We start from the raw sequence: 25698 nt of genomic DNA on the forward strand, positions 1-25698 counted from the left end.
TGAAAATGAAACGGATTTACCAGTATTTCAGTTTATTATCCTTTACATTTTCCCTGTACTTCGGCTGGCTTGCTTATCATCATCTGGCTGCTGAAGACATGGATCAAATGTATTTGAATGTTTCCTATTGTGCCTTGTTCCTGAGTGTGATGGTGTTTACATTCGGTATGCGAGACCGAAAAAAACCCGATAAGTCATGAAAAAAGAGACATGAAACAACGTCTCTTTTTTCGTGCGGTCCGAAGAAAATTTGAGAACACAAGGAGAAAAGATGAAAGCATACGATTTTACACAGGGGAACGTGCTGAAACAGCTTGTACTGTTTTCAATGCCTATTATGCTTGGAAACGCATTGCAGGTTTCCTTTCAATTTATAGACAGCTTGTGGATCGGCAATTTACTGGGGGCAAAGGCCCTTGGGGCAGCCGCGGTATCAAGCACGATTGTTTTGACCGTGCTGTCTTTTATTTTGGGCCTTAACAATGCGACGTTAACCATTTTATCTCAGCAAAAAGGAAAAGATGATGTAAAAGGAATGGCGTCGTATATTAACGCTTTTGTTGTTTTATTAACAGGCCTAAGCATCGGATTCGGCGCGGCCGGTTTTTTTCTCTCAGAGCTTTTGCTGCGTCTTCTAAAAACACCGGAGTCAATGATACCGCTTGCTGAGACGTATTTACAGATTCAATTTATCGGCATTTTATTTTTGTTTGGTTATAACTTTATCAGTACTGTGCTTCGTGCGCTGGGCGACAGCAAGACACCTCTCCGGTTTATTGCGTTTGCTGTTGTACTGAATACAGTGCTTGCGCCGCTCTTTATTTCTGTGTTCCGCATGGGAATAGCGGGAGCGGCTTATTCAACGATTTTGTCACAGGGCATTGCGTTTTTGTATGGGTTGTTTTATGTGGTCAAACACAAGCTTGTGCCATTCTCAATTCCGAGAATGCCCAAGTGGGAAGAGTCCGCGCTGATTTTGAAACTCGGGATTCCGGCAGGTCTGCAGATGATGGTGATTACAGGCGGTATGATGGCGATTATGAGTGTTGTTAACTCATACGGGGATCACGTGGTATCAGGCTTTGGCGCGGTGCAGCGGCTTGATAGTATCATCACGCTTCCAGCAATGGCTGCCGGTACGGCCGTCAACAGTATGGCAGGGCAAAATATTGGAATCGGAAACGAAAAAAGAGTGGGAACAATTGCAAGGCTAGGTGTGGTGGCTGTTATTTCCTGCATGCTGGTGATTGCGGTTATGATTTGGGTATTTGGTAAATATCTCATAAGGTTATTTATCAGTGAGCCTGATGCGGTCGCATTTGGTGAACAATATTTGAAGTGGATCGCGTTTTTCTACCCTTTTATTGGGATTAATTTTGTGCTGAACGGAATCGTCAGGGCCGCGGGAGCGATGCTGCAGGTTCTGGTATTAAATTTGATCTCGTTTTGGGTGTTGAGATATCCTTTCACAGCTCTATTTTCAGCTTGGCTTGGACAAAAAGGAATCGGGCTTGGAATCGGAATGAGTTTTTTATTTAGCAGCTGCGCGGCATTTTTGTATTATAGATATGGCCGCTGGAAAGCAATGAAGCTGTTTACTGAAAAATAAGTGAAGCACTGCGAAAAGCACATACCTATATATCGGTATGTGCTTTTTTTCACCGTTTTTTATCAAGTTTGCTGAAGAGCTCGATTAACGTGGCAAGTTCAGCATCAGTGTAGCAGTCAAAGCGTTTAAAGAAATATTCCGTTTTTTTCTCGTTAAAGTGCTGAAGGACTTTTTCGCCCGCTTCAGTGATATGAATGCGGATGATGCGTCTGTCTTCCTTCGATCTGATTCTCGTAATCCATTCCTTTTCTACCAGCGCATCGGTCACAGCCGTAATGTGGCTTGCCGATACCTCTAAAATAGGCGCAAATTCAGTGACTTTTTTAGGCCCTTGTTCACTGAGGATCCGAAGAATGGTGAATTCATTCCGCGACAGCTCTTTATCTAAAATTTCATTGATTTCATTGCGTATTTGTTTAAAGACTTTACGGAGTAAAGTTTCCATATCGTACATCATCTGTGTTCTTACTTTCAAATTTGTGAACCTCCATTACATAAGCATATTGCTTAAAACCTATAGATTTTATTGAAAAGCAGAATCATTTTCATTCTATTTTTACATGCTATAATATAATAATACCACGTATTAACAAAGGAGGCACCAGTATGTCTGAAAAAAAAGAAATCGCCACATTTGCAGGAGGCTGTTTTTGGTGTATGGTTAAACCTTTTGACGAACAGCCGGGAATTGAAAAAGTGGTGTCCGGGTATACAGGCGGCCATACTGAAAACCCTACGTATGAAGAGGTGTGCAGTGAAACGACGGGACATCGTGAAGCCGTTCAAATCACGTTTAATCCTGATGTATTCCCTTATGAAAAACTGCTTGAATTATTTTGGCAGCAAATCGATCCGACAGATGCCGGGGGGCAATTTGCTGATCGCGGCAGTTCCTATCGCGCAGCCATTTTTTATCATAATGATAAACAAAAGGAGCTTGCGGAAGCTTCCAAGCAACGTCTGGCTGAAAGCGGCATCTTTAAAGATCCGATTGTAACGGACATTTTAAAAGCTGAACCTTTCTATGAAGCGGAAGGCTACCATCAGCATTTTTATAAAAAGAATCCAGCACATTATCAGCGCTACCGGACAGGTTCCGGACGTGCGGGGTTTATCAGTGAGCATTGGGGGGCTAAATAAATGGCGTACAATAAAGAAGAAAAAATAAAGTCATTAAATCGCATGCAATATGAAGTAACGCAAAATAACGGCACGGAGCCGCCATTTCAAAATGAATATTGGGATCATAAGGAAGAAGGGTTGTATGTAGACATTGTGTCAGGCAAGCCATTGTTTACATCCAAGGATAAATTTGATTCCCACTGCGGCTGGCCAAGCTTTACAAAGCCGATTGAAGAGGAAGAAGTGGAAGAAAAACTGGACACGAGCCACGGCATGATTCGCACAGAAGTAAGAAGCCGAACTGCTGATTCTCATCTTGGCCACGTATTTAATGACGGACCTGGTCCAAACGGACTTCGTTACTGCATAAATTCAGCAGCGCTGCGGTTTGTTCCGAAGCATAAGCTAAAAGAAGAAGGATACGAAAGCTATCTGCATCTCTTTAATAAATAAAGTGTTAAAAACAGGCCTGCCTAATGGATAGACAGGCTTGTTTTTATGCCTTTTTCTCTTGATGCAATTCTTCAATAATCTGAGCAATTCTTTCTTTCGTAATGAGCGGGGCTTGATCTGATTGATACCCAGGCAGATTGACTTTGCGAAAGTCAGGATGTTTTTCCGGCTCTGGAAGGATCGCATAAAGGTTGCCCCATTCATACAGTGATTCAATTTCATGTGGAGATGTTAATTCTTCGTGAAGCTTTTCACCTGGACGCTTGCCCACTTCTACTGCAGCCGGCCGCGGGAGCCCGTGCTGCGATGCATATTCTTCAAACCCATGAATCAGTTCTTCAAGTTTCAGTGATTCCATTTTGAAAATAAAAGTTTCTCCACCTTTTGTAATAGCAGCCGATTGTAATGTCAATGTAGCTGCATCGTCTATTGACATGAAAAATCTGGTCATGTTTTTGTCTGTGATGGTCAGAGGTTCACCCTCCATCATCTGTTCAAATAATATGGGGATGACCGAACCTCTGGAACCGAGAACATTTCCAAAGCGGACCGAACAAAACAAGGTTCCTTTGTTTTGGACGTGGCGGTTTGCTTGATGAAACAGCTTTTCAGATAACAGCTTGGTGGCACCCATTGTGTTCACAGGAGATACAGCTTTATCTGTACTGATATTAATGACATGCTGCACTCGGTGTGAAAGGGCAGCTTCCACCACATTTTGTCCGCCGATGAGATTGGTCTGGATCGCTTCAAATGGATGGTCCTCACATGTCGGAACCTGTTTCAGCGCAGCCGCGTGAAAGACGATATCGACGCCTTTCATCACCTGATTCACCCTTCTGTGATCGCGTACATCTCCGAGTACAAATAATAGCCGCTTATCCTCCGCATACTTTTGGCTCATGACATACTGTTTACTGTCGTCTTTGCTGAATACAATCACCTGTTTAGGTGTAAGCATCAAAAGGCGTTTGACAATTTGACTCCCGATTGAACCCGTTCCGCCAGTGACTAAAACTGTTTTGTTATGGAAAAATGGTTTTAGCTCTGCTGTTTGCTGTTTAGGCATGGCTTATCCTCCAACTCTCGTTTCTCTACCATGCATCATATGTTCAACTTTGTAATCGAATTAATGAAAGCAACCAATAAAACAAAATTTAGGGGAATGATCATGTCACAAAGTGTTCTTTTTTAATAGAAAATGGAAAACGGACGTAACTAGGGAACAACAAAACTAAATAAACAATGTACTAAATATTCAACATATTTTTTTTTCGCTCCGCAAAAGCAAATCTGGCAAAGTCATCTCACGTACCTCTTTGGGGAATAAGTTGTTTATGAGTCAGAAACCCTATAAAAAAAGGTTCATTTTCCTCACGGTAATTACCTGTATATATTTTATAATAGTAGTGTTAGTGATAAAAGAGGAGGGTACCAAATGAAGGTTTCAAAAACAATGCTGCTAAGCACTGCCGCGGGTTTATTGCTTAGCCTGACAGCAACCTCGGTGTCGGCTCATTATGTGAATGAGGAACATCATTTCAAAGTGACTGCACACACGGAGACAGATCCGGTCGCATCTGGCGATGACGCAGCAGATGACCCGGCCATTTGGGTTCATGAAAAACACCCGGAAAAAAGCAAGTTGATTACAACAAATAAGAAGTCAGGGCTCGTCGTGTATGATTTAGACGGAAAACAGCTTCATTCTTATGAGTTTGGCAAGCTCAATAATGTCGATCTGCGCTATGATTTTCCATTGAACGGCGAAAAAATTGATATTGCTGCCGCATCCAATCGGTCCGAAGGAAAAAATACAATTGAAGTATATGCAATAGACGGGGATAAAGGAAAATTGAAAAGCATTACTGATCCGAAACATCCTATTTCCACCAATATTTCTGAGGTTTATGGATTCAGCTTGTATCACAGCCAGAAAACAGGAGCATTTTACGCATTAGTGACAGGCAAACAAGGGGAATTTGAGCAGTATGAAATTGTTGATGGTGGAAAGGGTTATGTAACAGGGAAAAAAGTGCGTGAATTTAAGTTGAATTCTCAGACCGAAGGCCTTGTTGCGGATGATGAGTACGGAAACCTATACATAGCAGAGGAAGATGAGGCCATCTGGAAATTTAACGCTGAGCCCGGCGGAGGATCAAAGGGGCAGGTTGTTGACCGTGCGACAGGAGATCATTTGACAGCTGATATTGAAGGACTGACAATCTATTATGCACCAAATGGCAAAGGATATCTCATGGCTTCAAGTCAAGGAAATAACAGCTATGCAATGTATGAACGGCAGGGGGAAAATCGCTATGTAGCCAACTTTGAGATTACAGATGGCGAGAAGATAGACGGTACTAGTGACACGGATGGTATTGATGTTCTCGGTTTCGGACTTGGCCCAAAATATCCGTACGGGATTTTTGTGGCGCAGGATGGCGAAAATATCGATAACGGACAAGCCGTCAATCAAAATTTCAAAATTGTATCGTGGGAACAAATTGCACAGCATCTCGGCGAAATGCCTGATCTTCATAAACAGGTGAACCCGAGGAAGCTGAAAGACCGTTCTGACGGCTAGAAAAGAAAGCAGCTTGTGCGGCTGCTTTTTTCTATGAATAAAAAAATCGTTCATAGCAATGAACGATTTTTCATGAGAGCGCCAGATGAATCGCTTTTAGTTTTGCAGGAAGCTCATCAAACGTAAATGCGGGTACGGTCTCTTTATAATTGGCTGCTGCAGCTTTTTGCCGTTCTTCAGGGTGGTTGATATAGAAAGCGGCTTTTTCCTTAAAGTCGTTCATGCCGTGATAAGAAATAAAGGATGAAAAAGGATGCGCCGCGGGTAAATCTGTTAATTGAAATGCTTCGCATGCAGCGATATCAAACGTTCGGTTATTAAAACTGGCATTTTTGATGCGCATAGTATTTTGGTTGAAAGCAAAATGATAGGGACGATGCGCATTAATTACGATGTCTGCCCCATTATAATAATGAACGGCCTGTTCGGGTGGAACCCATGTGCTGACGACATCAATATGCGGCTGTTTGAGCACTTTTTTAGGCAGATATTTTCCCCATTCCTTGCCGATTACCCGAACCGTGAATGGCAGATGGACCGCTTCTTTCATAAGCTGAACCCGATTAGGGTAAGGGTAGCCGATGATTAACAGATTTGAATGATAGGATTGTTCGGTGCCCATTTTTTTAAACAGCCGATGATTAACTGGTATCGGAACATAATAGACGTGCTGGTAGCCGAGCCCTTGATAATAGAGAACGGCATTTTGTTCAATCGTTAATATGGCGTCAGCGAGCTTGATTACCTGTAGGCTGATATCCATATAAAATGGGTCTTCGGTCAGCCAAACATATACGGGGATACCCTTACCCTTTAACCAGGTCAGCCAGTCGTGAGGAACGCGGTCTCCAACCATCAAGAGTGCGAAGTCCGGCTGAAACGTTTCGATCTTCACCAAAGTTTCTGCTTCAAGTGTATCTGCAGACATATACTCTGTATGAGTGTTCCGAAAACATTCTTCAGCCCAGCGATCAAAATAACAATATATTCCTCCGTATCCCGACTGGATATACAACACTTTCATCGGATGTTATGAAAAGAACGTAACGCTTTCTACTTTGTCTACATCAATTAATGTTGTAGCTTGGCCTGCTGGAGTGACGGAGCTTTCCTGTGTTACAAATACGATCCCGTGAACCTGATCGAAAGCAACGAAGACAACCGGCCCGATCATGTCTCCCGAATCGGTTACAATGCTGATTGTCGTGCCTGGCGTAACTCTGGCAAAAATCCATCTTGCCGGAAGGGAAGGGTCTAAAAGAGATTCTGCCGTAACCATCTCACTTTCATCTACTCTTTGATCGATGGCAGCTTCAAGCAAGTCTTTAAGGTTACTATCCATGTTTTCTCCTCCTTCTGTTGCAGTTGGAAATAAAGGGCTTAAAACGGCTTTAATTAAATCCATTTTTTAACTGTGCATTTTCAGAGCTCATTACACACACCTCCTATTCGATAGTGAACTCACGTTAATCATATTCTTCCGGCTGTTATTTGGTATGAGTCGAACGCCGTACCTGATCTAATTTTCATCTATTTAAGGAAAATGCTGATTTTTTAATGGAGTGGACATAGCCTATACCATAAATCGGAGTCGCACATATTGTGAAACAGAGATAAGGATAAGGGAGAGGGATGATTTGGATTTAGAGAAACAAGTGGATCGAGAAGAAAATCAAGATGAACTGCATTTTATTTTGCTTTTGCTGATTCTGCTGATACGTCAATCGTCTTCTGAAGGAAATCCATCTGACCTCAGACGCCAGCTTGTTTTTGCAAAAGAGCTGGGCGTACCGGTTTCAAAAGTCAATTTGATTAACGGAGATACACTTCAAAATGTCATCGTAAAAGAAGTTCTGACTGATTTGGTTATTTTCCAAAACCCGTTAAATAACACGAGATCTCATGTTTCACTCTCAAGTGTTGTAAGCTGGGGTGCTTTTTAAATGATGACAGAGGCTCCGCTTGCTGCGGAGCCGTTTTTATGTTTGACGGAGGGAGGCGGTATAGATGGGAGAGAAAGTGTCTATTATTTTAACAAGTTACAACAAACCCGATTATTTGCAAAAAGCGATCGAAAGCGTGATACAGCAAACGCATGATCTTTGGGAGCTTTTTATCATGGATGATCATTCGAATGCAGAAACAACTGCGGTGATTCACAAGTATCTCCACGACCGGCGCATTCAATATCATAACAGTTTCGTGCATCCTGCAGATCGATTAAAAACAGCTCGTTATGCCACATTAATTAACAGTGCGCTCCCATTTGCAGACGGCGATTACATTTCCTATCTTACTGACGACACTGTTTATCATCCTGAGCGGCTGAGCCGTATGATGCAAGAGTTTTCACATAAGCCTGAAGCGCAGGCGGTCTATTCAAAACAAAAAGTTGTACATGTAAACGAAAGGGGAGAGGAAATCTCACATTTCTACAGAAATGCCAATGCAGTGCTTGATCAGGCCGCTTTTCAAGTTGATCATTGCTCCGTTATGCATCGCCGTTCGTTACTTAATCTCATCCACCATAAATTTGGAGGCTACTGGGATGATGATATGAAGCATTGGAATCATGGCGACGCAATTTTTTGGGCGAGACTCAACAACTTTACCCCATTTCTGCCGATAAATGAAGTATTAGACACAACCTATAAAACCCCAGATTCATTTCAAAATGCATATCGGTTTCTGCCCGCCGATTTGATTGACGGCTCTTTTGTAAAAGGTTCAGATCAAAATGTGTATTTTTTTGATCAGGGTGTAAGGCATCCTGTTGGAGAAAAGTGGGGTTTTTTGTATCTAAATCGGACTGTCGCTGTTCCAGACCCATATTTATTCCAATATAGGATTGGCAAAATTTTAAACATTCCGAATTATATTTTAGTAAAGGAAGCTGACCATCCTGCAATATTTTATATCGAAGCTGGAAAAAAAAGGCGAATTGTGGACCAGTATGCGTTTCAATTTTATCAATTTCAAAGAAAAGACATAGTGACAATTGGAAAAGAAGAGATGGAGACGCTTCCGGAAGGGCCGCCGATTACGTGGAAACGATCTGAATTGATCAAAAATCCGCCTGGCCGACGTCTGTTTTTCATCGAACGCGAGCCGTTTTTGTTTCTAAACGGCGTCTTTCACCCGATTAGTGAACAAGTAACAAGGAAGTTTTTTTTACATCAAAAGCCAATCTCCGCTTCTTTCCGAAATATTCAGCAATTTCCAATTGGAAAGCCGTTTTATCCGGTGTACGATGAGATTATAAAGAAATTGAATATTGCAACAGAGTAAAGGTATAGGTCATAAAAAGGAGACGTTCATGACAGGACATTATTCAAAAACGGAACATCAATATATATTGTTAACGTCTGAATCGGCATCGTTTGATCATTACAGCGTATACAGAGATCCGCAGCTTCCGCAAATTTTTTCTCATAACTTTGTTCAGCTCCATGATACGTTTCCATTGGAGCGGTTACTTAACTTTTTACCCTCCGTACCAAAGCTGCTTGATGCGAATTATCTCCATTTAAAAGCGTCGCCGCAGCATGTTTTTCCGCTCGGTTTGAAGCAGTCGCTTGTAAAAAGCGGTTTTGTCGTCGAGGATGAGCTACTATATGACATGAAGCTTAGTGACTGGAAGGGGCAGATGGGACATCCTTTAACCGCATGGGGGACGGCAAAAAGTCTTTGCGACGGATCTTCTATTATGAAAATTTACGATTCCATTTATATTGGAGAAGCAATCGCTGAACAAAAATTAAAAAGAAAATATCCTTTCTATGAAGCAGGTATAATCATTCTTGTTGTTTGTTACAGCGACCAGGCACAGAAAGTTCCCATTGGGTGCGGCGAGCTGTTTATCGATCATCAAGAGAAAACGGCTAAAATCGAAGAAGTGGCAATTTTAGATCAGTTTCAAAGGAAGGGCTACGGCAGTATCTTAGTGAAAGAAATGCTGTCCATCGCCAAATCACTAGGAATGGAAGCAGCCTACTTAGTGGCTGCAAGCACTGACGGTGCAACTCAGTTTTACGAAAAGCTGACGTTTAAAAAATATGAGCGGGTGCATACTGTATTTCATTATTTCCTTACATGAAATAGGCGTTTGCACAAACCATTTGGGACTTGGCCCGCATAAAATGCCGTATATCGTGATAAGAAAGGATGAAAACAGCATGTATGGATACTCTGGGTACGGTTACGGATTTGGCTGCGGGACAAATACATTTGTGTTAATTGTTGTCTTGTTCATTTTATTAATTATTGTTGGAGCCGCTTTTATTTGCTAGATGCTGAAATTTCAAAAGAGCCTTCCCTATTAGGAAGGCTCTTTTTATGTGAAAAAGTTTTTGCGGGGAACGTCATGCCGCCATTTGGACACTCATACAATATGGTAAAAGGGGTTTTGAGGTGGGAGCATGAGCAGTTATTTGATTAAGCCAGAGCTTAGCTCGGCCTATCCGGTTGTCAGTTATGCGAAGGGTTCATATGTTTATGATCAGACCGGAAAAAAATATCTCGACGGCTCGTCAGGTGCGGTGACATGTAATATCGGCCACGGAGTTCGTGATGTGACTGAGAAGCTGAAAGAACAGCTTGATCAGGTGTCTTTTGCTTACCGCTCACAGTTTACGAGTGAGCCCGCCGAGCAATTAGCCGCTCTCTTGGCACAGGAGCTGCCCGGAGATGTGAATTGGTCTTTTTTTGTCAACAGCGGGTCAGAAGCGATAGAAACAGCTATGAAAATCGCCATTCAGTATTGGCAGGAAAAAAAGCAAACACAAAAATCCATCTTTTTGTCTCGATGGAGCAGTTACCACGGAATAACTTTGGGAGCGCTTTCATTGTCTGGTTTTTATGAAAGGAGATACCGGTTCACCCATCTCATTGAGCGGTATCCAGCTATCTCAGCTCCACATATTTATCGGCTGAATTATGAGACGGAAGAAGACTTTGTTCAGACTGCAGCTGATGAACTGGACACTATGATCAAAAGAATCGGAAGCCAATTCATCGCCGGCTTTGTGGCTGAGCCTATTATTGGTGCTGCAGGAGCAGCGATTACTCCGCCTCCGGGATATTATGAGAGATTAAGTGAGGTATGCCGCACACACGATGTGCTTTTTATTGCAGATGAAGTGATGACGGGGCTTGGGAGAACAGGAAGGATGCTCGCGACAGAGCATTGGGACACCGTACCTGATATTGCTGTACTGGGGAAGGGACTCGGTGCGGGGTATGCACCTATTGCCGCTGCCGTCGTATCTGATTCTATTATTGAAACGATAAAACAAGGGTCAGGTGTGATTATGAGCGGTCACACATATAGTGCACATCCCTATTCAGCCAAAGCTGCTCTTGAAGTTTTGCGATATGTGTTAAAGCACGGCTTGATCAAACAATCAGAAAAAAAGGGCGCTGTGCTGAAGAAAAAGCTTGATGAGGCGGCATCTCAAAGCGGCATTATAGGTGATGTGCGCGGAAAAGGACTGCTATTAGGCATTGAATTTGTGGCAGACCAAAAAACGAAGAAAGTGTTTCCGCCAGAGCAGGCGGTAACCCAGCTTATTGTCAGCGAGGCGAAAAAACGCGGGCTGATTGTTTATCCTTCCAAAGCTGGAATAGACAGTGGAGAAGGAGATGCTGTCATTATTGCTCCTCCTTTTACCATTTCAGACGTTGAAATGGAAGAGCTTATCTCTATTTTTTCAGAAACAGTTGCAGCGGTCGAAAAAAACTTAAAAAAGGATTGACATTAAATGGCGCCATTTCAAAAAGCAATCAGCATTGACACAGCAATTGCAGATGTTCGGGATGGATCGGTTCTGATGTTTGGCGGTTTTGGGGGAGTCGGGTCGCCTCCTTCATTGATTGAAGCGATATTGGACAGCGGTATAACGGATTTAACTGTGATTTGCAATGACGCCGGTTTCCCGGATATAGGGATCGGCCCGCTTATTGTTAATCAACGGGTCAAAACCCTGATCGCCTCGCATATAGGTTCCAATCCTGTAGCCGGAAAACAGATGACAGAGGGGACGTTAGAGGTTCAATTTTCACCTCAGGGAACGCTTGCGGAACGGATTCGCGCTGGCGGAGCGGGACTTGGCGGTATTTTAACCGATGTGGGCATTGATAATCCAATGGTTTGCGAAAAAAAGGACATCGTAACAGTGGCGGGAAAACGATACTTGATTGAAGAGGCGCTGACGGCTGATTTTGCTTTTATCAATGCTTACATTGCAGATGAATTCGGCAATCTAACGTATGACAAAACCGCGCGCAATATGAATCCGCTTATGGCAATGGCCGCCAGGAGAACCTTTGCCGAAGCTGAGCGTATCGTTCCGATGGGGGAGATTTCTGAAGAAATGATTGTCACACCGGGGGTTTTTGTTAAGGGGGTTGTACGAAGCGAGGGAGTGAAGTGGAAATGGGCTTGGGAGTAGCAGAAAGAGAACAGATTGCAAAACGCGCTGCTACTGAAATTAAGCAGGGCATGATTGTGAATCTCGGTATCGGTATCCCATCCTTGGTACCGAACTTTTTGAAGCCTGACATGCAGGTCATGTTTCAAGCGGAAAACGGTGTCCTTGGCATTGGAGAAAGTCCCGAAAAGGGAGAAGAGGATGCGCATTTATGCAACGCCGCGGGATATCCTGTCCGCGCTGTAAAAGGGGCGTCTTATTTTGATACAACCATGTCTTTTGCAATGATCAGAAAAGGCAAAATTGACATTACGATTTTAGGCGCCCTGCAGGTGAGCCAATCAGGAGATTTGGCAAATTGGCTTGTTCCGGGAAAAAAGGTGCCTGGTATGGGCGGGGCGATGGAGCTTGCCCAAAAAGCGAAAAAAGTGGTTGTCGTCATGAGTCATACAGATCAAAAGGGAAGGCCTAAATTAACAGAAAGATGTACGCTGCCATTAACTGCTGCAGGCTGTGTAGATTTGATTATTACCGAAAAAGCGGTTCTTGAGGTCGATAGCCATCACTTCATTTTAAAAGAGCTGATGAATGGCTCGACAATCGATGAGGTGACGAGGCTGACAGAAGCTGAAATCAAAATAGATATGCCTTTTTCTTAAGAGGGGGAATGAGGATGCAAGACATTGAAAGAAAAGTAATCGAGTGGCTTGATCAGCATTCGGCCAAAGCCATTCGTCTTCTCAAAAGGCTCATTGGGGAAAAAAGCACATTGGGGTCAGAGTTTAACGCCCAAGCTGTTGTGCTTGAAAAGCTGCGGCAATTTCATATGGACATTGATGTATGGGAGCCAAGCATAAAGCAATTAAAACAGCATCCCTACTTTAAATCTAACCGATCCGATTTTCATGAGAGCCCGAATATCGTGGCTAAAAAAACGGGAGCCGGCGAAGGTAGGTCCCTGATTTTGAACGGCCATATCGATGTTGTGCCTGAAGGAAGCGTAAAGGATTGGAAGTATGAACCGTATCAAGCTGTCGAAGAAAACGGTAAAATATACGGCCGCGGTTCAACGGATATGAAGGGAGGCAATACAGCCCTTCTTTTTGCTTTAGAAGCCCTGCACGCCTGCGATGTCAAACTGAAGGGAGATGTATTGTTTCAGAGTGTTGTAGATGAAGAGTGCGGCGGCGCCGGTACACTGTCCGCCATCATGAGAGGCTATCGTGCTGACGGGGCACTGATTCCTGAACCGACGAATATGAAACTATTTATTAAGCAGCAGGGTTCGATGTGGTTTCGGATCACTGTGAAGGGATTATCCGCACATGGGGGCACACGCTATGAAGGGGTAAGCGCGATTGAAAAAAGCATGCACGTTATCACAGCGTTACAAGAGCTGGAGAAAGTCCGCAATGCGAGAATTTCAGATCCGCTGTATGACAATATCCCAATACCGGTACCGGTGAATATCGGCACCATCTCAGGCGGTGCCTGGCCATCTTCAGTTGCAGACCGTGTCGTCATAGAAGGGAGATGCGGAATTGCTCCCCATGAGAAAACAGAAGCTGTAAAACTTGAATTGGAAAACTGGCTGAAGGATTTAGAATACCATGACGAATGGTTTAAACGCCATCCCGTACAAGTCGAATGGTTTGGCGCTCAATGGCTGCCGAATGATTTACCTGATGATCATCCTTTAATTTCTGTGCTGCAATCAGCCTATCAAAAAATGAAACAGACAGAGCCGATTATTGAGGCTTCCCCGTGGGGAACGGATGGAGGGCTTTTGTACCATGCAGGAGATACACCAGTAATCGTTTTCGGGCCGGGGGAAACAAAAACGGCTCATCAGGCCAATGAATACATTGAGGTTGAAGCCATGATAGAATCTGCTAAAATTATTGCACTTTTTGTCATGGATTGGTGCGGGCTTCATACAGATGGGGAGGATGCGGATGCTCAAGTCAATAAAGAGTAGCGGTGTCACAGCAGTTTTGGACCATGACGGTTTTAATAAACGAATCAGAGTGGTCCGTTATGACGGAGCCATTGAGAAGGTTCTGCCGGATATCGTGGCAGCGGCAAAAGAAGAGAATGCAGAAAAAATCATCGTCTATGCGAAGCAGCATGATGAGCCAATGCTTGCCAAACAATTATTTGCGCCGGAGGGCTATCTAAAGGGCTATTATCTCGGCCATTCGGCTTGTGTCATGGTACGTTATCTGTCAGAAAGCCGAAGACAAACAGATTCTTATACAGAGGAACAGGAGATCATCGAAGCCATATATCGCACAGCGCCCCGTCTTCGCAACGACAGTAAACCCGTTTTTACGATGAGAAAAGCAGAAACAAACGACATGTACCAGCTATCGATGCTGTATAAAAAAGTATTTCGCACGTACCCAACCCCAGTATTTGACCCCGCTTATATTGAAAAGACGATGAATGCAAATACGGTGTATTATATCATGTTTGATCATGACCGCCTGATCAGCGCAGCAAGCGCAGAAATCAATCCAGAGCTTGGGCATGCAGAAATAACCGATTGCGCTGTGCTGCCGGAATATCGCGGCCATTCGTTAACAAGCTTTTTAATCGAGGCGTTAGAAAAAGAAATGGCTGGAAAGGATATCTTTCATGTGTTTTCTCTCGCCCGTGCTTCGTCTTTTGGGATGAATGCTGTGTTGTACCATTCAGGTTATCAATATGGCGGAAGGCTGATCAATAATTGCTTTATAGCCGAAGGCCTTGAAAACATGAATATTTGGTGCAAGCAACTGTAAGTCAAAATATGCGCGAGGAGGAATTCGTTTGAAAAACAAATGGTATAAACCGAAACGGCATTGGAAGGAGATCGAGTTATGGAAGGACGTTCCGGAAGAGAAATGGAACGATTGGCTTTGGCAGCTGACACATACTGTAAGAACGTTAGATGATTTAAAGAAAGTCATCAATCTGACTGAGGATGAAGAGGAAGGCGTCAGAATTTCTACTAAAACGATCCCCTTAAATATTACACCTTACTATGCTTCTTTAATGGACCCCGACAATCCGAGATGCCCGGTACGCATGCAGTCTGTGCCGCTTTCTGAAGAAATGCACAAAACAAAATACGATCTGGAAGACCCGCTTCATGAGGATGAAGATTCACCGGTACCCGGTCTGACACACCGCTATCCCGACCGTGTGCTGTTTCTTGTCACGAATCAATGTTCTATGTACTGCCGCTACTGCACAAGAAGGCGCTTTTCCGGACAAATCGGAATGGGCGTCCCAAAAAAACAGCTTGATGCTGCAATTGCTTATATCCGGGAAACACCCGAAATCCGCGATTGTTTAATTTCAGGCGGTGATGGGCTGCTCATCAACGACCAAATTTTAGAATATATTTTAAAAGAGCTGCGCAGCATTCCGCATCTGGAAGTCATCAGAATCGGAACAAGAGCGCCCGTTGTCTTTCCGCAGCGCATTACCGATCATCTGTGCGAGATATTGAAAAAATATCATCCGGTCTGGCTGAATACCCATTTTAACACAAGCATCGAAATGACAGAAGAATCCGTTGAGGCATGTGAAAAGCTGGTGAACGCGGGAGTGCCGGTCGGAAATCAGGCTGTCGTATTAGCAGGTATTAATGATTCGGTTCCAATTATGAAAAAGCTCATGCATGACTTGGTAAAAATCAGAGTCCGTCCTTATTATATTTACCAATGTGATCTGTCAGAGGGAATCGGGCATTTCAGAGCTCCTGTTTCCAAAGGTTTGGAGATCATTGAAGGGCTGAGAGGCCATACCTCAGGCTATGCGGTTCCTACCTTTGTCGTTGACGCACCAGGCGGAGGAGGTAAAATCGCCCTGCAGCCAAACTATGTCCTGTCACAAAGTCCTGACAAAGTGACCTTAAGAAATTTTGAAGGTGTGATTACGTCATATCCGGAACCAGAGAATTATATCCCCAATCAGGCAGACGCCTATTTTGAGTCCGTTTTCCCTGAAACCGCTGACAAAAAGGAGCCGATCGGGCTGAGTGCCATTTTTGCTGACAAAGAAGTTTCGTTTACACCTGAAAATGTAGACAGAATCAAAAGGAGAGAGGCATACATCGCAAATCCGGAGCATGAAACATTAAAAGATCGGCGTGAGAAAAGGGATCAGCTCAAAGAAAAGAAATTTTTGGCGCAGCAGAAAAAACAGAAAGAGACTGAATGCGGAGGGGATTCTTCATGAAAACATGCGAATGGTGCGGCGAGCTTGAAGCGGTGCCCGGCAGGAACACGGTGTACTGGGAGCTCCCTGATGGAACGAGGGCTATAGAACTGACAGACACCCCTGCCATGGTATGTTCTTCCTGCGGTATGACCTATCAAGAGGAAAACACGGTTAAGGAGATTGAGGATCAGCTGCTTTTAATTCAAACAAAAAAACTGCCTGAAAGCCTGACATATCAGCAGCTCATGGAGACAGAAAGAATTTTGAAACGCAACTATTTTGACTTCTCCTGAGTCATGTTTCAGTATTCTTTTGTTGTAATTTTACACTTGAACTGTATAATAGAACAACAAAAGACAGACACCAGGAGGGGAAACCCATGAAATCCTTTTATCACTATTTATTGAAATACAGACACCCTAAGCCGAAGGACAGCATCAGTGAATTTGCCAATCAGGCGTATGAGGATCACAGCTTTCCAAAAACATCTACCGATTATCATGAAATCAGTTCATATTTGGAGCTGAATGCTGATTACCTTCACACGATGGCGACGTTTGATGAAGCTTGGGATCAATACGAGTCTGAAGTGCACGGCAGATAATAGCTGTTTCATCCGCAGATCACTGCGGATTTTTTTATGTCTCCCATACCATAATTGGATATTTCCTTTGGTTTTCATGCCCATGCGAATTGGCTTCACCCGGCATACGATAGCGTATGAGAAATGTTGCGGCGAGGGGGAGACACCATGAAGCAAAATAAACCGAAATTCCAAGTAGGGGATATCGTAGTCGTCATTATGTATGGAACAGTCGGCACCATCACAAAAGTACACCAAATTGATAAACACTATCTTTATGAAGTCAATCATAACGAAGTTTTATACTTTGAATCATCTATTCAGCTTTATAAAGATTATGAGGGTGTCATTGTCGACATGGAGAAGCTTGATATTGAGTATGAATTCCTTATTGGGGACGTTGTTTATGTAAAAGATTATGGAAAAGAACTCTTTCGCATTATCGGCCATAGAACAGAAATTTGGAGATATTTAGAAGATGGCTGGGAAGATATCATTTATGAGCTGACCCGTTTAAAGGATGGAGAGTGGCTTGAAACGGAGGAAGAGGATCTCACGCTGGTGCTTAGAAAATATGAAATGGACCAGTTTGTGCATCAGCTGTTGTTTGTCCATTATGTCGGAGAAACTGGCCATGAGATCGGCGAAGATATCGCATCGTCTGCTCTTCTTCAGTTTGAAGGCGATGATGAAGATCAAGATACCCTTCACATCCTTGCTGTGTCAATTGTTGATGAGCTTCTGGATATTTATAATGACTACAAAATTCTGTACGAAATGTTTCATGATGAAGAATATAAAGACATGATGATGTTTGTTTTGGAAAGTTTAAAAGAGCATTTCAGTTAGTTTGTGAACATACGGATCAAGACATATAAAAAATATGGCAGACAGCCCCAAATCATCACACGCGTCATTCCTTTGAGCGTTTTTTCCATTATGATATCAAATCTTTCTCCGTCCAGTGCTTCCATCATTTTAGCAATCATAGCGTCAGCCTCCCATGGCTCGTTTTTTATTCAATATATGACTGAAAGAATTGTTTAGAACACCGGGTATAATTCAGCCTGTTTTTTCATAAAACATAAAAAAGGAGGCGGTACGGAGATGAAAGAAATAGATCTTGTGATTGATACGGAAGAAATCGCTGAATTTTTTTACAGAGAGCTTGCAAGACGGGGCTACATACCGAGTGAGGATGAGCTGTTTGAAATCGCTGATATCACCTTTGATTATTTGATAGAAAAATGTATGATAAATGAAGAGCTGGATGAAGATGAGTGAGGCTTAAAACCGGAGTTGTCAGCTCCGGTTTTATTATTCATGTTCTATGACTTCTGTGAAAATTGAGGTGGTTAAATTGTACAAGCCCGTTAGTTTGTTTCTTTTCTTTCTCATTCTAGCTGCGGCCATTCATACAAATGCTGTTCAATCTGCAGATGAAGCAATAAGCAAGGCAGCTGTTTTGATCCGTCAGCCATGGCTTAATGAAGTCATGACGGGGATCACGCATCTTGGTGCTTCTTCTTTTCTGCTCCCTCTAATTGTCATCATTGGAGCAGGCATGTTTTTCTACAGAAAAACATGGGACGGCCTGTTGATGCTCTTAGTATTCGGCACAGATCGGCTGTTAAACAAAGTCTTAAAAGAATGGATCGAAAGAGTGAGGCCTGATTTTGCACCGCTGGTTCATGAATCATCCTTCAGTTTTCCGAGCGGCCATTCCATGAATGCTGCTTGTGTCTATCCTGTTATTGCCTACTTTTTAGTGAAACACCTCCCGTTTTTGTCCAAGCATAAAAAAATGGTATATATCATAGCCGGTGTAATTGCTGTTTTAGTCGGCATAAGCAGAGTGTATCTGGGGGTTCATTTTGTGACAGATGTGTTAGGCGGCTTTAGCCTCGGCTTGCTTCTGTTTTTCCTAGTAAAAGGTTTTGACGAAAAGATTAAGCGGTTTCGACAAAAATAGAGAGAGGAAAACACAGCAAAAACGCCAATATGTTAAAGAAATAAAAGGGAGGGGATCTTGATGATGTTATCCGTGTTTAAAAAGAAGTCTTGTTCCTATGACGTGACAATATTTCAGACACCCCGGTTTGGCGAAAAAAAGGGCTACAGAGCCGTCTATCGAACTGAACTGAACGGGAGCGATCATCAAGACGTGCTGAAAAGAGCATTCTCTTTGTTTAATGTATTCGACACTGTTCCGAGTGATTATGATGCAAGATTTATGGCCACAGGGGACGTGATCCTGATTGATGAAGGCAGAAAAGGGAAAACATATTATCAACTGCTTCCCGCCGGCTGGAGGAAAATCAATCGTCTGATTGTACAAACGACATAATGAAAAGAAAACTGCGGAAACCCGCAGTTTTCTGCAGTTTTAAGGCTTGCGTTTGGCAGCAGAATATTCTTTCCCGTGTGCTTCTTCAGCTGCAATGATATCTTTTTCAGGTATATGATTGTTCTTTTTTTGGCCGGTGATCCGGTTGCGATGTTTTTTACCCATGTCCCACCCCTCCTTCCTGCGGTTAGGTTTTCAAATTAACACCCCGATTATCCGTTTTTCTGAGGAAGTGCCAAACAGATCCTCGAACATTTCTTTTTTCGACATATTCCTTTATAATCAATGCTGAAGTTTGTTTCATCATGACATTCGTTGTAAAATGGACGGGCTGGATGATAATTTAGATTTACAGGAGGATATGAGATGAGTGTACATATAGGTGCTGAAAAAGGACAAATTGCGGATACAGTGCTTTTGCCGGGAGATCCTCTCAGAGCAAAATTTATTGCAGAAACGTATCTTGAAAATGTAGAATGCTACAATGAAGTCAGAGGCATGTATGGATTTACGGGTACATATAAAGGTAAAAAAATCTCAGTACAAGGCACGGGAATGGGTGTTCCGTCTATTTCAATTTATGTGAATGAATTAATTCAAAGCTTCGATGTGCAAAATCTAATAAGAGTCGGTTCTTGCGGCGCTATTCGTAAAGATGTCAAAGTGCGAGACGTCATTTTGGCGATGACCTCCTCAACTGATTCACAAATGAACAGAGTCGCTTTTGGAAGCATTGATTTTGCGCCTTGCGCAGATTTCGAGCTTTTAAAAAATGCCTATGATGCCGCAAAGGATAAAGGTGTGCCGGTGACTGTAGGAAGCGTATTTACAGCTGACCAGTTCTACAACGACGATTCGCAAATTGAAAAACTTGCAAAATACGGTGTGCTTGGCGTTGAAATGGAAACAACTGCATTGTATACATTAGCAGCGAAGCACGGAAGAAAAGCCCTGTCAATTCTCACCGTGAGTGATCACGTATTAACAGGAGAAGAAACGACAGCGGAAGAGCGTCAAACGACATTTCATGATATGATAGAAGTGGCTTTACATTCCGTATCACAATAAAATATATCAAGAGGCGTGCTGGGTGCCGGCAGCCTCTTCTTTATGAATGCGGAAACGATTGATAAAAGGAAGGTAATGTAATATGAAAAAGTCCGGTAAATGGTTCTCACTGGCTGCCGCTCTGAGTGTAACGGCAATAGTCGGAGCCGGCTGCAGCATGTCGAACGGAGATGCTCAAAAGGATACGAAAACCACAGCAGAAACAAAGCAAACAGAACAAAAAACAGCTGACAGCAAAAAATCAAACACTCAAAACAGTGAGTTTTCATTGGAAAGCCAGTATTTCAATGATATTAAAAAAGTCGATGGTCTGGAAACCATTCAAAATCCAGAAAATATACTCGCGCTTGTCAATAAACAATATGCACTGCCCGGAAACTATGAACCTAGCGATCTTGTCATACCTGATGTAGAGTTTTCTTTTGAAGAAAAGATTCAAAAACGTTACATCAGAAAAGAAGCGGCCGACGCATTAAAAACAATGTTCGATGCTGCCAAAAAGGAAGGCTATGAACTGGCAGCTGTCTCAGGGTACCGTTCGTATGACAGACAGAAAGTCATTTTTGACAATGAAGTAAGCCTAAAAGGGGAAAAGAAGGCAAAGGAAGCGGTCGCTTACCCCGGGGAAAGCGAGCACCAAACAGGCCTTGCGATGGACATTTCGAGCCGGAGCAATGGCTTTGAGCTAAATGAAGCGTTCGGAAGCACGGCAGACGGGAAATGGGTGCAGGACAATGCTTATAAATATGGCTTTATCATTCGCTATCCGAAAAATAAAGAAGATATCACGAAATATGAATATGAGCCATGGCATCTGCGCTATGTAGGCAAAAAAGCCGCAAAGGTCATCCAAGATAATGATTTAACGCTAGAAGAGTACTTTGAAAAAGTGAAGAAAATTTAAAATGAAAAGCCCGCTTACACTAGATAAGCGGGCTTCATTGTGTCTGGTGAATCTAGCATTTGTTCTATGCTTACCAGAAGAATAAACCAGCAAGAGCGACCCCTGTAATTAAACCGAGGGAAATCCCGTAAGCTGCTCCGTATCCCCAATAACCGCCCCAATATCCGTAACCGAAACCTCTTGGCCCTCCGCCGGTCGGAGCTATAAAAACTCTGTCTCTTGTTACACGGGTAATTCTGCCGACGTGAACTCTCCCGCCTCTCTCTGTAATTCTGACGACTTTACCTTGATGGTTTTTGCAAAGATGATAATATCTCTCCAATATTGTTCCCCTCCTATCCTGACTTTCTATCAGCATATGATAGATAGGAAAAAAAGGTTGGACGAAAACAGGGGGCGATACGCCGTTTTACTTGTACGCGATAAAAATACAATGACCCATGTACTCACTATATAACTGCATGAGCTGATAATGTGTTTGAAGCGTATCGTAATAGATGGGATCAATCGTTTGCGATAAATCCATTTCTGTGGTTGGTTCAAATTCCATGTCTTCCGGAAGAAGTGTCATCGCTTCTGTTTTTTGAAAGCCATAGGATCTTAGGAGTTTATGCCATTCGCTTTCTTCATGTAAGCAAGTAAATCCGTAAAAATCCATCATTTGCTTCTTTTCTGCAGGGGGCATCGGTTTTTTTAAAGCAGCTTCGATACCAATCAGCATCCCGCCGGGTTTTAAAACTCTTGAAATTTCTTGAAGAGAGGATGTCAGGCGTGAAAAACTGAGGACCGATTCTGACAGGACACAGGAAAAGGACTCAGAAGAAAACGGGAGATGTTCCAGCTCCGCCTGATATGCAGGGATGGCAAGCCCTTCATTCGCAAATCTTTTTTTCGCTTTCTCAAGCATAATAGGATCTTTATCAACGACTGTTACAGGATACAGCAAATGTCCTAAATAAGCCGCCGTTTGTCCTGTTCCGCATCCGGCATCAAGAATCGGCTGATTCGGAGAGGGTGCAGCCTTTTGCAAGACCGCTTTTGAAAAAGCCAGTCCGCCTGGGTGCGCCCCTGCGACACCGAATAAGGACAGCATTTCTAAATATCGGCTCAATATCGAATCCTCCTTTTTCCTTATCATATGTCGTATAAAGACATAGGTTTATGAAAAGCAAAAGAAGGGCGTTTCTCTTTCATTTCTGCTCCGAGTTGACGAATAAGAATTCGTCCATGATAATAATGTAAGAAGAAAAAGGTGGTGTTTAATTGAAACGGCAATTAAAACTGTTTTTTATTGTGCTGATCACTGCAGTTGTCGCTTCGGCGCTTACTTTATTTATTACGGGCAATTCCAGTATCCTGGGCCAAAAATCAACAAGCACAGGAGACAGCAAGTTCGACAAATTAAATAAAGCGTATGAGCAAATCAAAAGTGATTATTACCAAAAAACAGATGATGACAAATTAGTAGACGGAGCAATTAAAGGAATGATTCAATCACTGGATGATCCGTATTCTACATATATGGATCAAGAGCAAGCGAAATCATTCGACGAGACGATTTCAGCATCTTTTGAAGGAATCGGAGCCCAAGTAGAGGAGAAAGACGGAGAAATCCTTATTGTATCCCCAATTAAAGGTTCACCTGCTGAAAAAGCCGGTATCAAACCGAGGGACCAAATCATTAAGGTAAATGGAAAAAGCGTAAAAGGCATGAATGTAAATGAAGCCGTCGCTTTAATCCGAGGCAAAAAGGGCACAAAGGTGAAGCTGGAACTGAACAGAGCGGGAGTGGGGAATATCGATCTTTCCATTAAGCGCGATACCATTCCTGTAGAGACTGTCTATTCAGAGATGAAAGACAACAACATTGGAGAAATTCAAATCACTTCTTTCTCTGAAACAACAGCTAAAGAGCTGACAGATGCGATTGACGGTTTAGAGAAAAAAGGCGCCAAAGGCTATATTTTAGACTTGAGAGGCAACCCGGGCGGCTTAATGGAACAGGCGATTACGATGAGCAACCTGTTCATTGATAAAGGGAAAAACATCATGCAGGTTGAATACAAAAACGGTTCAAAAGAAGTCATGAAGGCCGAAAAAGAACGGAAAGTGACCAAGCCGACCGTCGTTTTAGTAAATGACGGTACAGCAAGCGCAGCCGAAATTATGGCCGCTGCCCTTCATGAATCGTCAAACGTACCGTTAATCGGCGAGACGACATTCGGAAAAGGTACAGTGCAAACGGCAAAAGAATATGATGATGGCTCTACTGTCAAACTGACAGTTGCCAAATGGCTGACTGCTGACGGCGAATGGATTCACAAAAAAGGCATCAAGCCTCAAGTGAAAGCTGAGCTGCCTGATTACGCGAAGCTGCCGTATTTGGACGCAGATAAAACGTACAAATCAGGTGATACAGGCACAAACGTCAAAGTGGCTCAGAAAATGCTCAAAGCACTTGGTTACAAGGTAAACGTTAACAGTACGTATGACCAGGATTTTGTATCTGTCGTCAAACAGTTCCAGAAAAAAGAGGAGCTGAAAGAAACAGGCATACTGACTGGCGATACAACAACGAAATTAATGATAGAACTTCAAAAGAAGCTGTCTGATAATGATACGCAAATGGAAAAGGCAATTGAAACACTGAAAAAAGAAATGTAAAAAAACCATACGCGGCTGCCGCGTATGGTTTTTTTATGCACCCTTTTGATTTGGATTAGCGTCTTGTTTTTTGCCAAATAAACCTTCAATGACAGGATTGGATCCCGCGTTTTTAACGAACAGCGGATTCAGGATAACCACAGCGATCATGTTGGCGGCCAATCCCCAGAATCCTTCATAAATGCCATGTGCGGATTGAGTGGTATACACAATAAACGTAACCGCAAGGCCGACTAATAATCCAATAACTGTCGCTTCTTTCGTTTGATGCTTCCAGAATAGACTGACAGCAATCGCCGGGAAGATTTGCACCATGCCGGATACACCTAATAGCTGGAGTGTCACTAAGGCAGTCGGGAACAGCATTCCAAACAGCAGCGCGAGACCGATGACAACAAAGACCATTGAACGTGTGACAAGAGTAAGCTTGCTTTGCGACACATTCGGATGAATCAAATCCCGGTATAGGTTGTTGGCGAATAAATTCGATGCGCCGATTGCCATAATGGAACAAGGTATTAATGAAGCAAGAGCGATAGTGGCATATGCAAAACCTTGTGCCACGCCGCCGTAAGATGTTTGAATCAAATGCAGCAGCGCGAGTCTTGGATTTGTATCTTCCGGCAGGATAAGAAAGGCGATAAAGCCAAGAAAAATGACCAAAATTAACACAATATTGTAAAGGGGTAAAAACATGCTGTTTTTTCTTACTGCATCGGCGCTTTTCGCTGTAAAAACTCCTGTAGCGGCGTGTGCCCACATAAAAAGTGCCAGAGCGGAAACAATAGATGCTGTGATAAACCAAGGAATGCCTTTTGGCCCTTCTGCCGGTATCGTCAGCATTTGCGGTGCTTCCTTCACTAACGTGTCAATCATTGGCGTCCAGCCGTTAAAATGAATGAGAGGGAGGGACACCACCATAAACAGCATAATGACCCATACTAAAATGTCCTTAATGATGGCTGTATATGTGGGCCCTTTAATCCCGCTGAAGAATGTGTAAAGAGCAACAAGAATAAATGAAATGATCACAACGAATTTTACGTTAATATAGCCAGTGCCGGCAACCTGAAGCGTGTCTTGAATGCCGCTCAGCTGAAGGCATATGTACGGAATAAGCATGAGTACCCCGACGATGGCAACGAGGCTTGCCAAAAGCTTACTGTTAAAACGTTCCCGGGCATAATCCGCGAGTGTTGTTAGTTTATGAATTTTCGCAACATTCCAAAGTTTTGGCAAGAAGAAGTAGGCGATAAAGTAGGCCAACACAGAATAAGGAATGGCGAAAAATGCAACACTTCCGCCTGTAAAAGCAGTACTGGTCAACCCTAAGAAAGTATAGGCCGTATAAAGGTCAGCGCCTACTAAAAACCAGACGAGAAGACCGCCGAAACGTCTGCCGCCGACAGACCATTCTTCCACAGAAGTGCGTGAGGATTTGTCTCTTCCGGCGAGAAAGCCGATACAGACAACGGTTAAAACAATAATAGCAGTAATGAGAAGTGCAGTCAGATTCCCTTGCATTATTCAAGTCCTCCATCTTTTTTTTGCATCTGATAAATGCCAAACGAGCATAACGGCGTAACAATAATCCACAGCAGCAGCCAAAAGTGGAAAAACGGCAGGCCGAACATAATCGGTTCTATTCGATTCACAAGCGGCAAAAGCGCGAGCTGAACGAATGGCAAAAGAATGAGAATAACAATAAGTGCTTTTTTAACCAT

General features: G+C 43.1%; 34 protein-coding genes and 1 pseudogene. 25 read left to right on the forward strand and 10 right to left on the reverse strand.

Annotated features, from left to right (window positions below; all coding sequences use genetic code 11):
• Positions 1 to 5: 5 nt before the first annotated feature.
• A complete protein-coding gene (gene ypmT, locus PUN35_RS03735) occupies positions 6 to 200 on the forward strand; it encodes a protein YpmT (RefSeq protein WP_014480063.1) in 195 nt (64 codons plus the stop codon).
• 71 nt (positions 201 to 271) lie between these two features.
• The gene (locus PUN35_RS03740; protein WP_014480062.1) at positions 272 to 1609 is read left to right on the forward strand and encodes an MATE family efflux transporter; all 1338 of its coding nucleotides are present in this window, start codon (positions 272 to 274) and stop codon (positions 1607 to 1609) included.
• 49 nt (positions 1610 to 1658) lie between these two features.
• Here the strand turns inward: PUN35_RS03740 and PUN35_RS03745 are convergent, their stop codons facing one another.
• Positions 1659 to 2084, reverse strand: a complete 426-nt coding sequence (locus PUN35_RS03745) for a MarR family transcriptional regulator (protein WP_004398634.1) — start codon at positions 2082 to 2084, stop codon at positions 1659 to 1661.
• Positions 2085 to 2215: 131 nt separating this feature from the next.
• Between PUN35_RS03745 and msrA the strand changes: the two genes are divergently transcribed.
• Together msrA and msrB are read left to right on the forward strand one after the other, a co-directional pair.
• Positions 2216 to 2749: a peptide-methionine (S)-S-oxide reductase MsrA gene (gene msrA, locus PUN35_RS03750; RefSeq protein WP_014477117.1), complete on the forward strand. Its 534-nt coding sequence runs from the start codon at positions 2216 to 2218 to the stop codon at positions 2747 to 2749.
• Positions 2750 to 3184 (forward strand): peptide-methionine (R)-S-oxide reductase MsrB, encoded by a 435-nt coding sequence (gene msrB, locus PUN35_RS03755; protein WP_014480061.1) that lies wholly within the window; start codon positions 2750 to 2752, stop codon positions 3182 to 3184. It abuts the gene before it with no gap.
• 43 nt (positions 3185 to 3227) lie between these two features.
• On the opposite strand, the gene PUN35_RS03760 is transcribed toward msrB, so the two are convergent.
• A complete protein-coding gene (locus tag PUN35_RS03760; protein ID WP_003230816.1) occupies positions 3228 to 4253 on the reverse strand; it encodes an SDR family NAD(P)-dependent oxidoreductase in 1026 nt (341 codons plus the stop codon).
• Positions 4254 to 4622: 369 nt separating this feature from the next.
• Here PUN35_RS03760 and PUN35_RS03765 point away from each other — a divergent pair, with 369 nt between their 5' ends.
• Positions 4623 to 5771: a phytase gene (locus tag PUN35_RS03765; protein WP_014480060.1), complete on the forward strand. Its 1149-nt coding sequence runs from the start codon at positions 4623 to 4625 to the stop codon at positions 5769 to 5771.
• A gap of 70 nt (positions 5772 to 5841) precedes the next feature.
• Here PUN35_RS03765 and cgeB read toward each other — a convergent pair whose 3' ends face one another.
• Together cgeB and cgeA are read right to left on the reverse strand one after the other, a co-directional pair.
• Complete coding sequence (gene cgeB, locus PUN35_RS03770; protein ID WP_033881313.1) at positions 5842 to 6795, reverse strand: spore maturation protein CgeB; 954 nt, start codon at positions 6793 to 6795, stop codon at positions 5842 to 5844.
• 6 nt (positions 6796 to 6801) lie between these two features.
• A pseudogene (gene cgeA, locus PUN35_RS03775) lies at positions 6802 to 7204 on the reverse strand (spore crust protein CgeA).
• 204 nt (positions 7205 to 7408) lie between these two features.
• On the opposite strand from cgeA, the gene cgeC reads away from it, so the two are divergent.
• The 14 genes from cgeC to PUN35_RS03845 all read left to right on the forward strand — a co-directional run bounded on the left by cgeC (position 7409) and on the right by PUN35_RS03845 (position 17840).
• Entirely contained in the window at positions 7409 to 7714 is a 306-nt protein-coding gene (gene cgeC / locus PUN35_RS03780; RefSeq protein WP_014477111.1) for a spore maturation protein CgeC, read from the forward strand.
• 64 nt (positions 7715 to 7778) lie between these two features.
• Entirely contained in the window at positions 7779 to 9059 is a 1281-nt protein-coding gene (gene cgeD, locus PUN35_RS03785) for a spore maturation glycosyltransferase CgeD (RefSeq protein ID WP_014480057.1), read from the forward strand.
• A 28-nt stretch (positions 9060 to 9087) separates the two neighbouring features.
• Entirely contained in the window at positions 9088 to 9867 is a 780-nt protein-coding gene (gene cgeE, locus PUN35_RS03790) for a spore maturation N-acetyltransferase CgeE (RefSeq protein WP_014480056.1), read from the forward strand.
• Between the two features lie 43 nt (positions 9868 to 9910).
• Positions 9911 to 10060 carry a YjcZ family sporulation protein gene (locus PUN35_RS03795; protein ID WP_015251877.1) on the forward strand — a complete coding sequence of 50 codons (150 nt, stop codon included), beginning with the start codon at positions 9911 to 9913 and terminating at the stop codon, positions 10058 to 10060.
• On the forward strand, positions 10054 to 10209 hold the full coding sequence (locus tag PUN35_RS03800) for a hypothetical protein (RefSeq protein WP_003230835.1): 156 nt from the start codon (positions 10054 to 10056) through the stop codon (positions 10207 to 10209). The genes PUN35_RS03795 and PUN35_RS03800 overlap by 7 nt, the downstream gene beginning before the upstream one ends.
• Positions 10190 to 11524, forward strand: a complete 1335-nt coding sequence (locus PUN35_RS03805) for an aspartate aminotransferase family protein (RefSeq protein ID WP_014480055.1) — start codon at positions 10190 to 10192, stop codon at positions 11522 to 11524. Before PUN35_RS03800 ends, PUN35_RS03805 begins: the two co-directional genes overlap by 20 nt.
• 6 nt (positions 11525 to 11530) lie before the next feature.
• A complete protein-coding gene (locus PUN35_RS03810; RefSeq protein ID WP_014480054.1) occupies positions 11531 to 12220 on the forward strand; it encodes a CoA transferase subunit A in 690 nt (229 codons plus the stop codon).
• Complete coding sequence (locus PUN35_RS03815) at positions 12205 to 12858, forward strand: 3-oxoacid CoA-transferase subunit B (protein ID WP_004399417.1); 654 nt, start codon at positions 12205 to 12207, stop codon at positions 12856 to 12858. Before PUN35_RS03810 ends, PUN35_RS03815 begins: the two co-directional genes overlap by 16 nt.
• Positions 12859 to 12866: 8 nt before the next feature.
• The gene (locus tag PUN35_RS03820) at positions 12867 to 14177 is read left to right on the forward strand and encodes a peptidase (protein WP_072592546.1); all 1311 of its coding nucleotides are present in this window, start codon (positions 12867 to 12869) and stop codon (positions 14175 to 14177) included.
• Entirely contained in the window at positions 14155 to 14982 is an 828-nt protein-coding gene (gene ablB / locus PUN35_RS03825) for a putative beta-lysine N-acetyltransferase (RefSeq protein WP_014480052.1), read from the forward strand. Before PUN35_RS03820 ends, ablB begins: the two co-directional genes overlap by 23 nt.
• A gap of 28 nt (positions 14983 to 15010) precedes the next feature.
• Positions 15011 to 16426 (forward strand): lysine 2,3-aminomutase, encoded by a 1416-nt coding sequence (ablA, locus tag PUN35_RS03830; RefSeq protein ID WP_014480051.1) that lies wholly within the window; start codon positions 15011 to 15013, stop codon positions 16424 to 16426.
• A complete protein-coding gene (locus PUN35_RS03835) occupies positions 16423 to 16701 on the forward strand; it encodes a YokU family protein (protein ID WP_004399539.1) in 279 nt (92 codons plus the stop codon). The genes ablA and PUN35_RS03835 overlap by 4 nt, the downstream gene beginning before the upstream one ends.
• 86 nt (positions 16702 to 16787) lie before the next feature.
• Positions 16788 to 17012, forward strand: coding sequence for a YozE family protein (locus tag PUN35_RS03840; RefSeq protein ID WP_003231160.1), 225 nt, complete (start codon positions 16788 to 16790; stop codon positions 17010 to 17012).
• A 147-nt stretch (positions 17013 to 17159) separates the two neighbouring features.
• Positions 17160 to 17840, forward strand: a complete 681-nt coding sequence (locus tag PUN35_RS03845) for a hypothetical protein (RefSeq protein WP_014480050.1) — start codon at positions 17160 to 17162, stop codon at positions 17838 to 17840.
• Here the strand turns inward: PUN35_RS03845 and PUN35_RS03850 are convergent.
• On the reverse strand, positions 17837 to 17980 hold the full coding sequence (locus PUN35_RS03850) for a hypothetical protein (RefSeq protein WP_003231164.1): 144 nt from the start codon (positions 17978 to 17980) through the stop codon (positions 17837 to 17839). The genes PUN35_RS03845 and PUN35_RS03850 overlap by 4 nt on opposite strands.
• 118 nt (positions 17981 to 18098) lie before the next feature.
• Here PUN35_RS03850 and PUN35_RS03855 point away from each other — a divergent pair, with 118 nt between their 5' ends.
• The 3 genes from PUN35_RS03855 to yodL all read left to right on the forward strand — a co-directional run bounded on the left by PUN35_RS03855 (position 18099) and on the right by yodL (position 19338).
• On the forward strand, positions 18099 to 18275 hold the full coding sequence (locus PUN35_RS03855) for a YozD family protein (protein ID WP_014480049.1): 177 nt from the start codon (positions 18099 to 18101) through the stop codon (positions 18273 to 18275).
• Positions 18276 to 18351: 76 nt separating this feature from the next.
• A complete protein-coding gene (gene pgpB / locus PUN35_RS03860; protein ID WP_004399336.1) occupies positions 18352 to 18963 on the forward strand; it encodes a phosphatidylglycerophosphatase PgpB in 612 nt (203 codons plus the stop codon).
• 60 nt (positions 18964 to 19023) lie between these two features.
• Entirely contained in the window at positions 19024 to 19338 is a 315-nt protein-coding gene (yodL, locus tag PUN35_RS03865) for a shape determination protein YodL (RefSeq protein WP_004399431.1), read from the forward strand.
• A gap of 39 nt (positions 19339 to 19377) precedes the next feature.
• On the opposite strand, the gene PUN35_RS03870 is transcribed toward yodL, so the two are convergent.
• Positions 19378 to 19503 (reverse strand): hypothetical protein, encoded by a 126-nt coding sequence (locus PUN35_RS03870; RefSeq protein WP_003231174.1) that lies wholly within the window; start codon positions 19501 to 19503, stop codon positions 19378 to 19380.
• Positions 19504 to 19704: 201 nt separating this feature from the next.
• Between PUN35_RS03870 and deoD the strand changes: the two genes are divergently transcribed.
• Together deoD and ldcB are read left to right on the forward strand one after the other, a co-directional pair.
• Positions 19705 to 20406 (forward strand): purine-nucleoside phosphorylase, encoded by a 702-nt coding sequence (deoD, locus tag PUN35_RS03875; RefSeq protein ID WP_014480047.1) that lies wholly within the window; start codon positions 19705 to 19707, stop codon positions 20404 to 20406.
• 82 nt (positions 20407 to 20488) lie between these two features.
• Positions 20489 to 21310, forward strand: coding sequence for an LD-carboxypeptidase LdcB (gene ldcB, locus PUN35_RS03880; RefSeq protein ID WP_014480046.1), 822 nt, complete (start codon positions 20489 to 20491; stop codon positions 21308 to 21310).
• A gap of 70 nt (positions 21311 to 21380) precedes the next feature.
• On the opposite strand, the gene PUN35_RS03885 is transcribed toward ldcB, so the two are convergent.
• Entirely contained in the window at positions 21381 to 21632 is a 252-nt protein-coding gene (locus PUN35_RS03885; RefSeq protein ID WP_014477099.1) for a hypothetical protein, read from the reverse strand.
• Between the two features lie 87 nt (positions 21633 to 21719).
• A complete protein-coding gene (locus tag PUN35_RS03890) occupies positions 21720 to 22421 on the reverse strand; it encodes a class I SAM-dependent methyltransferase (RefSeq protein WP_014480045.1) in 702 nt (233 codons plus the stop codon).
• A gap of 152 nt (positions 22422 to 22573) precedes the next feature.
• Here PUN35_RS03890 and ctpA point away from each other — a divergent pair, with 152 nt between their 5' ends.
• Entirely contained in the window at positions 22574 to 23974 is a 1401-nt protein-coding gene (ctpA, locus tag PUN35_RS03895; RefSeq protein ID WP_014480043.1) for a carboxy-terminal processing protease CtpA, read from the forward strand.
• 33 nt (positions 23975 to 24007) lie between these two features.
• Here ctpA and PUN35_RS03900 read toward each other — a convergent pair whose 3' ends face one another.
• Together PUN35_RS03900 and PUN35_RS03905 are read right to left on the reverse strand one after the other, a co-directional pair.
• Positions 24008 to 25498 carry a sodium:solute symporter family protein gene (locus PUN35_RS03900; protein WP_014480042.1) on the reverse strand — a complete coding sequence of 497 codons (1491 nt, stop codon included), beginning with the start codon at positions 25496 to 25498 and terminating at the stop codon, positions 24008 to 24010.
• Positions 25498 to 25698 (reverse strand): DUF3311 domain-containing protein, encoded by a 201-nt coding sequence (locus tag PUN35_RS03905; RefSeq protein WP_003231189.1) that lies wholly within the window; start codon positions 25696 to 25698, stop codon positions 25498 to 25500. Before PUN35_RS03905 ends, PUN35_RS03900 begins: the two co-directional genes overlap by 1 nt.

Origin of the sequence: Bacillus sp. N3378-2at, from assembly GCF_033412715.1 — a bacterium.
GTDB classification, from domain to species: Bacteria; Bacillota; Bacilli; order Bacillales; family Bacillaceae; genus Bacillus; species Bacillus subtilis.

Bases quoted from the DNA above. Each gene is read 5' to 3' on its own strand.
- ldcB (WP_014480046.1), top strand. From the start codon at position 20,489: ATGAAAAAGTCCGGTAAATGGTTCTCACTGGCTGCCGCTCTGAGTGTA.
- PUN35_RS03815 (WP_004399417.1), top strand. From the start codon at position 12,205: ATGGGCTTGGGAGTAGCAGAAAGAGAACAGATTGCAAAACGCGCTGCT.
- deoD (WP_014480047.1), top strand. From the start codon at position 19,705: ATGAGTGTACATATAGGTGCTGAAAAAGGACAAATTGCGGATACAGTG.
- PUN35_RS03810 (WP_014480054.1), top strand. From the start codon at position 11,531: ATGGCGCCATTTCAAAAAGCAATCAGCATTGACACAGCAATTGCAGAT.
- PUN35_RS03820 (WP_072592546.1), top strand. From the start codon at position 12,867: ATGAGGATGCAAGACATTGAAAGAAAAGTAATCGAGTGGCTTGATCAG.
- PUN35_RS03905 (WP_003231189.1), bottom strand. From the start codon at position 25,698: ATGGTTAAAAAAGCACTTATTGTTATTCTCATTCTTTTGCCATTCGTT.
- PUN35_RS03855 (WP_014480049.1), top strand. From the start codon at position 18,099: ATGAAAGAAATAGATCTTGTGATTGATACGGAAGAAATCGCTGAATTT.
- msrB (WP_014480061.1), top strand. From the start codon at position 2,750: ATGGCGTACAATAAAGAAGAAAAAATAAAGTCATTAAATCGCATGCAA.
- PUN35_RS03850 (WP_003231164.1), bottom strand. From the start codon at position 17,980: ATGATTGCTAAAATGATGGAAGCACTGGACGGAGAAAGATTTGATATC.
- PUN35_RS03835 (WP_004399539.1), top strand. From the start codon at position 16,423: ATGAAAACATGCGAATGGTGCGGCGAGCTTGAAGCGGTGCCCGGCAGG.
- PUN35_RS03870 (WP_003231174.1), bottom strand. From the start codon at position 19,503: ATGGGTAAAAAACATCGCAACCGGATCACCGGCCAAAAAAAGAACAAT.
- msrA (WP_014477117.1), top strand. From the start codon at position 2,216: ATGTCTGAAAAAAAAGAAATCGCCACATTTGCAGGAGGCTGTTTTTGG.
- cgeB (WP_033881313.1), bottom strand. From the start codon at position 6,795: ATGAAAGTGTTGTATATCCAGTCGGGATACGGAGGAATATATTGTTAT.
- PUN35_RS03740 (WP_014480062.1), top strand. From the start codon at position 272: ATGAAAGCATACGATTTTACACAGGGGAACGTGCTGAAACAGCTTGTA.
- cgeE (WP_014480056.1), top strand. From the start codon at position 9,088: ATGACAGGACATTATTCAAAAACGGAACATCAATATATATTGTTAACG.
- PUN35_RS03765 (WP_014480060.1), top strand. From the start codon at position 4,623: ATGAAGGTTTCAAAAACAATGCTGCTAAGCACTGCCGCGGGTTTATTG.
- cgeD (WP_014480057.1), top strand. From the start codon at position 7,779: ATGGGAGAGAAAGTGTCTATTATTTTAACAAGTTACAACAAACCCGAT.
- PUN35_RS03805 (WP_014480055.1), top strand. From the start codon at position 10,190: ATGAGCAGTTATTTGATTAAGCCAGAGCTTAGCTCGGCCTATCCGGTT.
- PUN35_RS03845 (WP_014480050.1), top strand. From the start codon at position 17,160: ATGAAGCAAAATAAACCGAAATTCCAAGTAGGGGATATCGTAGTCGTC.
- ypmT (WP_014480063.1), top strand. From the start codon at position 6: ATGAAACGGATTTACCAGTATTTCAGTTTATTATCCTTTACATTTTCC.
- PUN35_RS03795 (WP_015251877.1), top strand. From the start codon at position 9,911: ATGCCGTATATCGTGATAAGAAAGGATGAAAACAGCATGTATGGATAC.
- ablB (WP_014480052.1), top strand. From the start codon at position 14,155: ATGCTCAAGTCAATAAAGAGTAGCGGTGTCACAGCAGTTTTGGACCAT.
- yodL (WP_004399431.1), top strand. From the start codon at position 19,024: ATGATGTTATCCGTGTTTAAAAAGAAGTCTTGTTCCTATGACGTGACA.
- PUN35_RS03900 (WP_014480042.1), bottom strand. From the start codon at position 25,498: ATGCAAGGGAATCTGACTGCACTTCTCATTACTGCTATTATTGTTTTA.
- PUN35_RS03760 (WP_003230816.1), bottom strand. From the start codon at position 4,253: ATGCCTAAACAGCAAACAGCAGAGCTAAAACCATTTTTCCATAACAAA.
- PUN35_RS03840 (WP_003231160.1), top strand. From the start codon at position 16,788: ATGAAATCCTTTTATCACTATTTATTGAAATACAGACACCCTAAGCCG.